Origin of the sequence: Actinoplanes sp. L3-i22 (assembly GCF_019704555.1) — a bacterium.
Lineage (GTDB): Bacteria > Actinomycetota > Actinomycetes > Mycobacteriales > Micromonosporaceae > Actinoplanes.
Map to the genome: position 1 here is coordinate 2,440,538 of NZ_AP024745.1, position 12,551 is coordinate 2,453,088.

The window sequence follows — 12,551 nt, forward strand, 5'->3', positions numbered from 1 at the left end:
GGGGAGGCGGGAAAGTGAACAGGTCATGTCCAGTAATTGCACAAGAGCCCTTGATGATCTTCGTGGTTCCGGGTGACCGTACACTCGCGCCATCATGAAGGTTGTCATGCTCGTCGACAACGGTGTGCACGGTGATTCGCGGGTCCAGAAGACCGCGCGGTCGGCGGCCGAAGCCGGTTGGAACGTAACCCTGCTGGGCTGCTCGCCCGACGACGTCGAGCATTCCTGGCACCTCGGCGGCGCCGAGGTACGCCTGCTGCCGATGGGCGGCGGCTCGTCCGGCGCCGGCGGTGGCGGCCTGAAACGCCGGTTGGTCGAGCGGGGCGGGGTGCCGCTCGCGCTGGCCCGCAAGGCGCGCCGGCCGGTCGAACGGGCCCAGGTCCGCTACTGGCTGGCCCGCGAGGGCGACCGCGCCTGGCGGCGGCTGGAGCCCGGCCTGTGGAACTACGAGCGGGCGTTCGGCAAGGTGATCGACGAGCTGGCGCCGGACCTGATCCACGCGCACGACTTCCGGATGCTGGGCGTCGGCGCCCGGGCGAAGGTGCGCGCCGCGGACGCCGGGCGCACCGTCAAGCTGGTCTGGGACGCGCACGAGTTCCTCCCCGGGGCGCGGCCCCGCCGGGACAACGCCCGCTGGCTGCCGGCCCATCTGGCCTACGAGCGGGAGTTCGTGCCGTACGCCGATGCCGTGGTCACCGTCTCGGAAGCGCTCGCCGACCTGCTCCAGCAGGAGCACGGCCTGGCCGTGAAGCCGGGCGTGGTGCTGAACGCGCCGGCCCGGTCGGACGACGGGGACGTGCCGGACCTGCGGAAACTCTGCGGGGTCGGCCCGGACACCCCGCTGCTGGTGTACAGCGGCTCGTCCAGCCCGCAGCGCGGCCTGGACACGATCGTCGAGGCGCTGCCGTCGCTGCCGGGGGTGCACCTGGCCCTGGTCGTGTCGGACCCGTCGGCGCCGCACATCCAGGCGCTGCTGAAGGGGAACGTGCACGCCGTCCCCTACGTCCCGGCCGATCAGGTGTTCCGGTTCCTCGCGCCGGCCGACATCGGGGTGATCCCGATCCACCACTGGCCGAACCACGAGATCGCGCTGATCACCAAGTTCTTCGAGTACTCGCACGCGCACCTGCCGATCGTGGTGAGCGACGTGCGCGCGATGGCCGAGGCGGTGCGCGCCACCGGGCAGGGCGAGGTCTTCCGGGCCCGGGACGCGGCCGACCTGGCCCGGGCGGTGCAGGCTATTCTCGCTGATCCGAAGCGCTACCGGGCGGTCTACGACGGGCCGGACAGCCCGTTGCCCGGCTGGACGTGGGAAGCGCAGGCGGACCGCTTGAACACCCTTTATCAGGAGCTATTGCGATGAGCACTCCGGATGTGACCGTGGTGGTGGCGGTCTACAACACCATGCCGTACCTGACCGAGTGCCTGAACTCGCTGGTCCGGCAGACCATCGGGGCGGACCGGATGCAGATCGTCGCGGTCGACGACGGCTCCACCGACCGCAGCGGCGCCGAGCTGGACCGCTTCGAGCGCCGCCACCCCGGCCTGGTCACGGTCATCCACCAGGAGAACTCCGGCGGGCCGGCCGGGCCGTTCAACCGCGGGATCGAGGCGGCGACCGGCCGCTACGTGTTCTTCATCGGCGCCGACGACCTGCTCGGGCCGGAGGCCCTGGAGCGCCTGGTCACGGCCGCCGACGAGTACGGCTCGGACGTCGTCCTGGGCCGGGTGGTCGGGGTCAACAGCCGGCACATCTACCAGGACATCTACCAGCGCAGCGAGCCCGACCTGGACCTGTTCGACTCGCCGCTGCCGCGGTCGCTGGCGAACACCAAGCTGTTCCGCCGGGAGCTGCTGGAGGAGCACGGGATCCGGTACCCGGAGGACATGCGGATCGGCAGCGACCTGCCGTTCACCCTGGCCGCCTGCTTCCACGCCAAGAAGATCTCCGTCCTTGCGGACTACGACTACTACTTCGCCGTACGCCGGTTCAGCGCCACCAACATCACGTATCTCAGTCGCCACGGTCTCCGGATCGAGACCGTCGACAAGATCATCACGTTCGTCGCCAACCTGATCGAGGCCGGCCCGCGCCGCGACGCGATCATGGTGCACCGCTTCGACCACGAGGTCGCGCGCCTGCTCGAGGACGACGTGCTGCGCCTCGACCGGCCGACCCAGGAGCAGCTGCACGCGACGGTGGGTCGGCTCGCTGAGGCGTACCTGACCGACGGGATCGCCGCGCGGCTCGGCCCGGAGACCCGGATCCGGCTCGCGGTGGCCCGGCACGGCGATCTCGACGACCTGCTCGCGGTGATCCGGCAGGACGCCGAGGGCGGGGTGCCGCCGACCGTCGAGCGCGACGGCCGCCGGTTCGCCGCCTACCCGGGCTTCGGCAAGCTGCCCGACGAGTGCTTCGACGTGACCGACGTGGCCGACTGGGACGCCAAGCTGGACGCGACGGCGTTCACCTGGGCCGGCGACCACCTGGTGATCACCGCGAGCGGCGGCCGGCCGGGCAGCGTGAGCGCCGAGGAGATCCCGGCCGTCGTCGAGACGACCGGCGCGACCGTGACGATCCGCCTCGACGTGGCCGAGGTGCTCGCCCGCAGCGGCGACTCCGGGCAGCGCCGCGCGGTGTCCGCCCAGCCCGGAACGTTCGACCCGGCGCACGCGCTCGGCGCCCAGACGGCCACCGGCGCGTCCGGCGCCGCGGCGGTCCGCGCGGCCCGCGCCCGGATGCCCCGGCCGCTGGTCCGGCGCCGGGGCGGCCGCCTCTTCGCGATCGCCCCGACCGTCGACGAGTCCGGCCGCCTGATGATCTCGGTGGTGCCGCTCACCGCCCGGCGGGTGCTCTCCCGGCTGCCGCGCCCGTCGGCTTTGAAGCGGGCCGCCGGCTGAGCACCGCGTCGCGCAGCCGGTGCCGCAGGCCGGGCGGCAACGCCCAGATCTGCAGGTAGGTCAGGTAGTCGACGAGGCCGGGGCGGCCGTTGCGGCGCGCCTCGGCGAGCACCTCGCGGAAGACCGCGAAGCTGCGGGTGGTGGCGGCCATCGAGCCGAGCACACTCATCGCGAACGCCGCGTACGCCCGCGGGGTGAACAGCGGCCGGCTGTCCCGCAGCCAGGCCAGCTGCTCCCGCCACGGCATCTCCAGGCTGATCCGCTCGCGGTTCTCGTCCTGGTGCCAGAGCACCAGCGGCTGCGGGGCGAAGACCAGCTCGACGTCGTCGTGCCGGGTGGCCCGCAACGTCCAGTCCAGCTCCTGCTGGCGGCGCAGCCCGACGGTGAACGGCACCCGCCGGAACAGCTCGGTCGGGGCGAGGATCGTCGAGGTCTGGATGAAACCGTCGCCGTAGAACAGACCACGCCGGACGGTCAGGTACTCACTGATCGGCTCGTCCGGCCCGGGCAGCCGGCGCGGCATGATCGAGTCGGCGCGCGGCGTGCGGTTGATCAGCCGGCTGGCGACGATCGGCGTGGCGACCGTCGCGGACGCGGCCACCCGCAACTGCACGGCCAGTTTCTCCGGCAGCCACTCGTCGTCGTCGTCCAGATACGCGGTCCACTCGCCGGCCGCCTCCTGGGCGCCGACGTTCCGCGCGTTCGGCGCGCCACCGCGCTCGGGCAGCACCAGCACGCGGACCCGGTCGTCGCCGAGTGCGGCGAGCGCCTCGGACGTGCTCTCGTCCGGCCCGTCCACCACGACGATCACCTCGAGCGACGCGTGGGTCTGAGCGAGCGCGCTGCGGACCGCGCGCGTGACGAGATCGGGACGGAAGCGCGTAGGAATGACAACGCTAACGTCTGGTTTAGCCCCCATTACCGGGACGTTAAGCTATGCGCGCAAAGCGGAGATGAATCACAAGTGACGCCAGAGCGGCACTGAGCAGCAAAGTCCACCGGACAGGCCGGACCGGTGTCGCACGATCGTGGTGGCTCGATCACCCGCCCGGATGAGGGCCGTTCGGCCAGGTCAGGGCCGGCGCAGATGCTCGGCCGGGAAGTCCGCCGACGGCGCTTGCGCGCCGAGGTCGGCGGGCCGATATCCCGCCGGATATCCCGGATAGGTGCGATTTTTCGAAGAAACCCCCAACACGGACGTACGGCGAGGCCGGCCGAACCACCGCAGGGTCAGCGCCCGCACCCGCAGCCCGAGTTCCCCGGCCGCCCCGACCCAGCGGGGCGCGGCCGGGAAACCGAACGCCCGCAGCATCGGCTCGTCGAGCATCCCGCGGACCGCCAGGCGCACCGCCGGGCGCAGGAACGCCGGGAACCAGGCCGCGAACAGCCCGACCGTGTACTCGCCGACCCGCTGGTTCGTCGCCGAGAAGACGAAGTGCCGGTCCTCGTAGTCCTGCTTGAACCGGGCGAACGCCGCGTAGCCGGCCGGGATCCCGGGGATCCCCATCCGCTTGCCGACCTCGCGGTAGTAGTGGAACGCGGCCAGCCGCTCGTGCTCGTGCGGCGGACGCCACCCGAACCGGTCGAGCCAGGCGATCGGCTCGAAGACAAAGGTGGACAGCACGTAGCGCATGTCATCGTCACTGATCGTGAACCGGCCGTGCGCCCGGTTCACCACCCGGAGCGCCTCCCGGCCGCGCGGCGAGTCGTAGCCGTGCGCGGCGATCTCCGCCATCAGCAGCGCGGTGTCGTCGTAGCGCTTCTGCGGGCGGTCCCGGAACTCGCCGGTCGCCGCGAGCAGCGCCGAGATGCTCGGCACGCAGTACGTCCGGAACAGCGCGAGTTCCAGCGCCCGGGTGTAGTCCCACGGGAACTCGCGCCCGGCGGACAGCTGGTAGATCTCCAGGTGGTCGCGTTCCGGATCGAGCCCGGCGATCCGGTCCCGCAACTCGTAGCGTCGGCGTGACATCATCTCGATCAACTCCCGTGCGATCACATAGGACCCGGGGTCGTGCCCGATCGCATCATCGCGCGCTCCGCGTTGATAGCGTGACCGGATGCGGCCCCAATTGTCCGACGAGGTGGCCGCCGCGCTGCGCGGCCGGATCATGTCCGGGGAACTGCGCCCCGGCGCGCGGATCCGCCTCGAGGAGGTCGCGGCGCAGCTCGGCGTCAGCATCACCCCGGTCCGGGAGGCGCTGCTCACCCTGCGCGGCGAGGACATGGTCGAGCTGGAGCCGCGCAAGGGGTACGTGGTGGCCCCGCTCTCCGAGCAGGACGTGATCGACCTGTTCCGGCTGCAGGGGGACATCGCGGGGGAGCTGGCCGCCCGGCTCGCCGAGCGGATCACCGACGCCCAGCGGGACGAGCTGACCCTGGCCGACCGGGCGCTGCAGCGGGCCGCGCGGTCGCGCCGGGTCGACGAGATCGAGCAGTTGGAGTACGCGTTCCACCGGACCGTCAACGTGCTGGCGCAGGCGCGCAAGCTGAGCTGGTTCCTGCACGTGGCGACGCGGTACACGCCGGCCCGGTTCTACGCCGCCGACGCCGGGTGGCGGGAGGCGATGCGGGCGGATCACGAGGCGCTGCTGACGGCGTTCGCGGCCCGTGACCCGGCGGCGGCCCGCGAGTCGATGACCCGCCACTTCACCGACGGCGCCGACCTCCTCGTCAAACACCTCCGCGACCTCGGCATCTGGCAGTAGCCGCGCCCCACCCTCCCCGGCCGTCCGCCAGGACCCCCACGCGCCGCCAGACACACCCCAAGACCCAGCCGTGCCGCGCCCAGTCGTGCCGCGCCCAGTCGTGCCGCGCCCAGTCGTGCCGCGCCCAGTCGTGCCGCGCCCAGTCGTGCCGCGCCCAGTCGTGCCGCGCCCAGTCGTGCCGTGCCGCGCCGCGCCGTGCCGCGCCACGCCCAGCCGCGCCGCGCCCAGCCGCGCCATGCTCAGCCCGCCCGAGCCCAGCCCAGCCGCACCGCACCCAGCCCGGCCGCGTTGCGTCGCGTCCAGCCCGGCCGCCCCAATCCGGGCCGCGTCCAGCCCGCCCCAGCCCGGCCGCTCCAAGCCCAGCTGGGCCGCGCCGCGCGCAGCCCAGCCGCCCCAAGCCGGGCCGCGCCGAGCCTGCCCCGCCCGGCCGGCTGCCCCAAGCCCAGCCCGGTCGGGGCCCGCCTGCGGCGCCGCCCTGCGGCCCCGGCCCGCGCGAGGCTCGCGGCTTTCGGCTGGTGGTGAGGGCTTGTTCGAGGGCCGGGACGACCCTGAGCGCCAGCCGGGAGCGTGCCGCGCGCTGTGTCCCTGGGTTGCGCCAGCTGTGTCCCTGGGTCCGCTACAGGTAGAGAGGGGGCCGTAAAAGAGCAGGTCCCGCCCTCCCTGAGGGGGGCCACCGCCTCTGACGTAATTGTCGCGCGATTCGCCAAGATCGTGTTTGGGGCCTGTGGATGACGCGGCAGTGTGGATAACTCCCACGGGTTCGGATCTTGGGGTAAACCGCAACCACCCTCGGACGTCGCCCTGGAGGGTCTCGCGTTTTGGGCGCCCCGCGCCCTGCGAGGCCCGGAAGGGTCCCCGCGGGAGCGACGATCTGTACCCCGGCGGACCGAGGCAATGAAGAACTTGATCTTGATTTTCATCTGCTGCCCGCGGCACGGCCGCCCCTCGCATGGCGGATTTTGAACAGGCGGACGGCGCGCGCGAGGACGGCCGCGTCACGGTCGAAGGTCATCAGGGCCAGCGGGGCGGGGAAGCGCCGCCAGGCGACCGACTGGGCGCGGCTGAACTCGCGGAGGCCGTCGGCGCCGTGTACCCGGCCGAAGCCGGAGTCGCCCAGTCCGCCGAAGGGCAGGGCCGGGACGGCGGCGAAGCCGAGCACCGAGTTGATCGAGGCGGCGCCGGCGCGCAGGCGGCGGACCAGGCCGAACGCGGTGCGGCGGTCGCGGGTGAAGATCGAGGTGGCGAGTCCGTAGCGGGAGGCGTTGGCGAGTTCGACGGCCTGGTCGAGGTCGTCGACCGGGTTGACGACGACGGTCGGGCCGAACGTCTCCTCGGTGATCGCGGTGGAGTCCTCCGGGACTTCGGCGAGGATGACCGGGCTGATGTACGGCGGCCGCACCGACTCCACCCCGCCGACGACCGCACGGCCGCCGCGGGCGATGGCGTCGGCGACGTGACCGCGAACGATCGCCGGCTGCTCGGGCGTGGTCATCCGGCCGTACGGCGCAAGGTCTTGATCTCCGGGTTTCAGGTTTTCCGCGATGCTCCGGAGTTTGGCCAGGAAGAGCGGGTAGGCGGCGCGTTCGACGTAGATCCGTTCGACGCCGGCGCAGGTCTGGCCGGCGTTGCCGAAGCCGCCGAACGCGGCCGCCTCGGCGGCGGCGTCCAGGTTCGCGTCGGCCGCCACGATCATCGCGTCCTTGCCGCCGCCCTCGACCACCAGCGGGGTGAGTGTTTCCGCGCAGGTGGCCATGACTTTCCGCGCGGTCGTGGCCGAGCCGGTGAACGCGATCTTGTCGACGCCGGCCCGGCAGAGCGCCGCGCCGGTCTCCCCGGCGCCGGTGATCACCTGGAGGACCGGCGGGCCGGTGACCGAGACCGACCAGGCCTCGGCGAGCCAGAGGCCGGTTTTCGGGGTGTGTTCGCTGGGTTTGAAGACGACCGCGTTGCCGGCGGCGAGCGCGTACGAGATCGACCCGAGCGGCGTGTAGACCGGATAGTTCCACGGGCCGATCACGCCGATCACGCCGAGCGGCCGGTATTCCAGGGCGGCACCGTGGTCGGCGGCGAGCAGCCCGGAGCGGACCCGGCGGCGGCGCAGCACCCGGCCGGCGTTGCGGGCGGCCCAGTCCAGGTGCTCGACGGCCAGCATGATCTCCAGCAGGGCGTCGCCGTGCGGCTTGCCGGTCTCGGCGCGGATCACGTCGGCGAGCTCGTCGCAGTGCGTGGCGAGGTGCCGTTTCCAGGTCAGCAGATGGTTCTTGCGGTCGGCGGTGGCCCACCAGGTCGCGGCCTCGCGGGCCTGGGTGACCGCTGTGTCGACGTCGGTCATTGCGCGCCTCCAGGACTCGCCAGATTTGATATTTGATATGTTACGTTCGATGTCAATCCCCAGGTGATCACAGGGAAGTGATTGACATGAGTCTTGATTTCTCCGACGAGCAGCTGGCTTTCGCGGCGGCGGTGACCGATTTCTGCAAGCGCGAGACCGGCACCCGGGAGCAGCGCGGGAACGGTCCGCACCACCAGGCGGTCTACGAGAAGATGGCCGCGCTCGGGTGGCTCGGCGTGACCGAGTCGAGCCTGGTCGACACGTGCGTCTTCCTGGAGCAGACCGCGTACGGGATGGCCCCGATCGGCGGGTTCGCCACGTCGGCGATCGTGGCCGGCGCGGTCCGGCGGTTCGGGACCGAGTGGCAGCGGACGCTGGTCGGGGGAGGGCTGGCCGGCGGGCGTACGTTCGCGATCGCGATGTCCGAGCCGGAGGCCGGCAGCGACGTCGCGGCCCTGACCTGCCGGGCCGAACCCGGCCCGGACGGCGGCTGGGTGATCAACGGGCAGAAGACCTGGTGCTCGAACGCGCACTTCGCGGACGCGATCCTGCTCGTCGCCCGGACCGCCGGCGGGCCCGGCGACCACGACGGGCTGACCATGCTGCTGGTCCCGGCCGGGACGCCCGGGCTGCGGGTCAGCGGCATCGACACGATGGGCGGCCGGGAGGTCAACGACCTGTACTTCACCGACTGCGCGGTGCCGGCCGACGCGGTGGTCGGCGCGGTCGGCCAGGGGTGGCGGCAGCTGATGGCCGGGCTGAACCTGGAGCGGCTGATCCTGGCGGCGCTGATGCTCGGGACCGCGCGGCGGGCCTTCGACGACGCGCTCGCCTACATCAAGGAGCGCAAACAGTTCGGGCGGGCGATCGGCACGTTCCAGGTGCAACGACACCGGATCGCCGACCTGGCGACCGAGCTGGAGTGCTGCCGGCTGCTCGTCTACCGGGTGGCCGAGCTGGCCGACCGCGAGCCCGGGCGGGTGCTGGCCCGGGAGAGCTCGATGGCGAAGCTGAAGGCGACCACGCTCGCCAAGGAGGTCGCGCTGGCCGGGATGCAGATGATGGGCGGGTACGGCTACGCGACCGAATACGACATGGAACGGCACGTCCGGGCGACGCTCGTCTCGACGATCTACGGCGGCACCAGCGAGATCCAGCGCGACATCATCGGAAAGACATATGGGCTCTAAATACTGAAGATCCGGCCCGGTCTTACCGATCTTTATCAGGACAGGACCGGGGAGGGTGGGGTTGACGACGTTCGCGCGCCTGCGGCGGGATCCGGTCCTGCTCACGCTGGTGGGTCTCACGCTGCTCTGCTGGGTGCTCTTCTTCGCGCTGGACGGCCGGACGGTCGACCAGACCCGGGTCTACTGGACCGGGCAGGTGCCGCTGGACTTCGCGCTCGCCTACGGCGGGTGGCGGCTGCGGAACCTCGCGCACGCCCGGTTCCGCCGGTTCTGGACGATGATCAGCTTCGCCGGCGGGTGCTTCACGGTCGGCGACAGCTACCAGGCCGTGCACACGCTGGTCGCGCCCGGCACCCCGTCGCTGGACGGCGGCCCGGTGCAGACCGTGCTCTTCGCGATCGGCATGACCAGCAACGTCATCGCCTGCCTGATCTTCCCGCAGGGCCTGAACACGCTCCGGGAGAAGTTCGTCTTCTGGCTGGACGCCACCACGGTGCTGGTCGGCGGCGGCGTGGTCGCCTGGTGCTTCGCGTTCAACCCGGTCTCCGGCGGCGACGTCAACCGGGTCAACGACAGCGTCACCGCGGCGCTGGTGCTGGTCGCGACGTTCTCGGCGACCAAGGTCGCGCTGGTCCAGTTCCCGCCGATGCGCCGGATCGCGGCGTGGCCGATGGTCAGCGCGGCGATGGTCCAGGGCGTCGCCACGTTCCTGCCCGGCGACTTTCAAACCCTTGATCATCCGTACGTCTTCACGATCCGTCTCGCCCCGTCCCTGCTGATCGCCCTCGGACCGTGGATCCAGCAGGTGATCGTGCGGTCCGGCGAGTCGCACCAGCCGGTCAAGCGACGGCCGTACAGCCTGCTGCCGTACGGCATGGTCGGCATCACCTTCGTGGTCTTCTTCATGATGCTGCCCGACCAGACCAGCTCCCAGATGCTCGGCGCGACCGTCGGCGTCGTCGTGATCACCTGCCTGGTCGCCGGCCGCCAGCTGGTCGCGTTCCACGACAACTCGCTGCTGCTCGGCCGGCTCGACGTGGCCATGGAGGAGCTGCGGGACCGGGCGTCGTACGACGGCCTCACCCGCCTGGCCAACCGCACCCACTTCGGCGACCTGATGCGCGACCGCCTGATGGGCGACTGCGACGGCGACGGCGCGGTCCTGCTCATCGACCTCGACGACTTCAAGACGATCAACGACACGATGGGCCACGCGTCCGGCGACACCCTGCTGGTCGAGGTCGCGCAGCGGCTCCGGTCCGCGGTCCGCGCCGACGACGTGGTGTCCCGGCTCGGCGGCGACGAGTTCGCCGTGCTGCTCCCCGGCGCCAGCCCGGACGTGGCCGGCCGGGTCTGCGCGGAGATCCTGCGCCGGCTCGCCGAACCGATCGAGATCCAGCACCACACCATCGTCACCCGGGCCAGCGTCGGCGTCACCCAGGCCCGCTCCGGCGACGACCCGCAGGCCCTGCTCAGCAAGGCCGACATCGCGATGTACGAGGCGAAACGCCGCGGCAAGGCGATGTGGGTCGCCTACACCGAGGAGATGGGCTCGCGGATCAGCGCCGAGGCGGTGCTCATCCGGGAGATGAACACGGCCATCGAGGAGGGCGAGTTCAGCCTGGTCTACCAGCCGATCGTGCGGCTGTCCGACGAACGGCTGACCGGCGTCGAGGCGCTGATCCGGTGGAACCACCCGACCCGCGGCATGGTGTCGCCGGTCGAGTTCATCCCGATCGCGGAACGCACCGGGCAGATCGTGGCGATCGGCCGGTGGGCGCTGCGCGAGGCGTGCCGGCAGGCGGCCGTCTGGCGCGCGGAGTTCCCGGGCGCGTTCATCGTCGGGGTCAACGTGGCCGGACGCCAGCTGCGTGACCCGGAGCTGGTCGCCGACGTCGCGGCCGCCCTGCGGGTCAACAAACTGCCGCCCGACTCGCTCAGCATCGAGGTCACCGAGACCGCGGTGCTCGACGACGAGGAGTCGAACGAGGCGCTCGTCGCGCTGCGCGGGCTCGGCGTCAAGCTCGCCCTCGACGACTTCGGGACCGCGGCGTCCTCGCTCGGCCTGCTCCTGACCTGCCCGGTGACCACCCTCAAGCTGGACCGCTCGTTCGTCGAGTCGATCAACACGGTCGGGCGGCAGTCGGCGGTCGCGACCGCGGTGAGCCAGATGGCGGCGGCGCTCGAACTGGGCTCGGTGGCCGAGGGCATCGAGACGGCCGAGCAGCGGGATCTGCTGCGGAACCTCGGCTATCAGTACGGGCAGGGGTATTACTGGTCGCGGCCGGTCCCGCCGGGCCGGATCGCCGAGTTGCGGCAGGCGGACCTCTCACCGTTCGCCGTGTGATTTCAACAGCGATTGGCGTACGGCGGTGACAGCCTGCTCGTCGGTGGCGCCGAGGCGGCGCGCGACGGCGACGTAGGCGGCCGCGTGCTCGGCCAGCAGCCGGTCCCGGTCCTGCGACGGTGCCACGTCGGCGACCCGGGTGCCGCCTCCCCGGCGGGACGTGACCAGGCCGGACAGCTCCAGCTCACGGTAGGCGCGGGCGACCGTGCCGACCGCCAGCCCGAGGTCCGCGGCGAGCTGGCGCAGCGGGGGGAGCCGCTCCCGGGCCGGCAGGACGCCGTGCTCGATGAGCGCGGCGAGCTGCGCGCGGATCTGCTCGTAGGGCGGGACCGGGCTGGTCGTGTCCACCCGCAGGTGAGCGGTCAACGGATCGCCCGGGCGGTGAAGAAGCAGGCGCCGAGCCCGGCCGTCGCCGCCAGGACCAGGACCGCCGGGTTCAGCGCCGGCGCGCAGGCGACCCGGCTCAGGGCGCCCGCCGCGAACAGGGCGGAACCGGCCAGCGGGGCGGTGATCAGCACCCCGCAGGCGGCCGTGATCGCCCCGGCGGCGGCGCGGCGCGACCGGTCGTCGGTGGTGCTGTCCGGGCGGTGCACCACCGTGCGGACGGCGACCGCCGCCATCGCCAGGCCGAGCAGGACCGCGACGGCGATCGGCAGGCTGTAGAAGCGGCCCGGCCACGGGGTCTCGCTGAACGTGACGTCGCCGCAGGTGACGGTCAGTGCGCGGCCGGCCCGGCCCAGGTCGTCGGCGTCCGCGGTCAGGCCGGTCATGATGAAGAACGCCGCGGCCAGGACGGTGAACCCGGCGACCGCGCGGGTCGTCCGGCGCGGCAGGAACGTGCGCGCCGCGCGGACCCGCAGGCTCGCGGTGCGGGTCGGGCCGGCCGGGGCGCGGACCGTGAGCTCGCCGAGGATCACGCCGGCGAGCAGGCAGAGCGCGAACGCCGGGGCGGCCAGCGCCAGGCCCAGGCCGAGCCGGGCCGCCGGGGCGGTGGCCACGGCGACGGCGGCGAGCAGGCCGGTGGCCAGCCCGGCCAGACGCCAGAGCAGCGTTCGTCTTGTATCAAGCATGCGGTA

10 protein-coding genes are annotated in these 12,551 nt (G+C 72.3%); 5 read left to right on the forward strand and 5 right to left on the reverse strand.

The features are described 5' to 3' along the window. Positions 1-106: 106 nt before the first annotated feature. The gene (locus tag L3i22_RS11075; protein ID WP_221329906.1) at positions 107-1,363 is read left to right on the forward strand and encodes a glycosyltransferase family 4 protein; all 1,257 of its coding nucleotides are present in this window, start codon (positions 107-109) and stop codon (positions 1,361-1,363) included. Then, the gene (locus L3i22_RS11080) at positions 1,360-2,901 is read left to right on the forward strand and encodes a glycosyltransferase (RefSeq protein WP_221326876.1); all 1,542 of its coding nucleotides are present in this window, start codon (positions 1,360-1,362) and stop codon (positions 2,899-2,901) included. Before L3i22_RS11075 ends, L3i22_RS11080 begins: the two co-directional genes overlap by 4 nt. On the opposite strand, the gene L3i22_RS11085 is transcribed toward L3i22_RS11080, so the two are convergent. Continuing rightward, positions 2,837-3,820 (reverse strand): glycosyltransferase family 2 protein, encoded by a 984-nt coding sequence (locus L3i22_RS11085; RefSeq protein ID WP_221326877.1) that lies wholly within the window; start codon positions 3,818-3,820, stop codon positions 2,837-2,839. The two genes, L3i22_RS11080 and L3i22_RS11085, sit on opposite strands and share 65 nt — an antisense overlap. A gap of 153 nt (positions 3,821-3,973) precedes the next feature. Continuing rightward, on the reverse strand, positions 3,974-4,873 hold the full coding sequence (locus tag L3i22_RS11090; RefSeq protein ID WP_255658116.1) for an oxygenase MpaB family protein: 900 nt from the start codon (positions 4,871-4,873) through the stop codon (positions 3,974-3,976). Positions 4,874-4,958: 85 nt separating this feature from the next. Here L3i22_RS11090 and L3i22_RS11095 point away from each other — a divergent pair, with 85 nt between their 5' ends. Next, complete coding sequence (locus L3i22_RS11095; RefSeq protein WP_221326878.1) at positions 4,959-5,606, forward strand: GntR family transcriptional regulator; 648 nt, start codon at positions 4,959-4,961, stop codon at positions 5,604-5,606. 916 nt (positions 5,607-6,522) lie between these two features. Here L3i22_RS11095 and L3i22_RS11100 read toward each other — a convergent pair. Continuing rightward, positions 6,523-7,938, reverse strand: coding sequence for an aldehyde dehydrogenase family protein (locus L3i22_RS11100; RefSeq protein ID WP_221326879.1), 1,416 nt, complete (start codon positions 7,936-7,938; stop codon positions 6,523-6,525). An 86-nt stretch (positions 7,939-8,024) separates the two neighbouring features. On the opposite strand from L3i22_RS11100, the gene L3i22_RS11105 reads away from it, so the two are divergent. Beyond that, positions 8,025-9,128, forward strand: coding sequence for an acyl-CoA dehydrogenase family protein (locus L3i22_RS11105; RefSeq protein ID WP_221326880.1), 1,104 nt, complete (start codon positions 8,025-8,027; stop codon positions 9,126-9,128). A gap of 61 nt (positions 9,129-9,189) precedes the next feature. Continuing rightward, entirely contained in the window at positions 9,190-11,475 is a 2,286-nt protein-coding gene (locus L3i22_RS11110) for a bifunctional diguanylate cyclase/phosphodiesterase (RefSeq protein WP_221326881.1), read from the forward strand. On the opposite strand, the gene L3i22_RS11115 is transcribed toward L3i22_RS11110, so the two are convergent. Both L3i22_RS11115 and L3i22_RS11120 read right to left on the reverse strand, forming a co-directional pair. Further along, the gene (locus tag L3i22_RS11115; protein WP_221326882.1) at positions 11,458-11,841 is read right to left on the reverse strand and encodes a GntR family transcriptional regulator; all 384 of its coding nucleotides are present in this window, start codon (positions 11,839-11,841) and stop codon (positions 11,458-11,460) included. The genes L3i22_RS11110 and L3i22_RS11115 overlap by 18 nt on opposite strands. After that, positions 11,838-12,545 carry a hypothetical protein gene (locus L3i22_RS11120; RefSeq protein ID WP_221326883.1) on the reverse strand — a complete coding sequence of 236 codons (708 nt, stop codon included), beginning with the start codon at positions 12,543-12,545 and terminating at the stop codon, positions 11,838-11,840. The genes L3i22_RS11115 and L3i22_RS11120 overlap by 4 nt, the downstream gene beginning before the upstream one ends. Positions 12,546-12,551 lie beyond the last annotated feature (6 nt).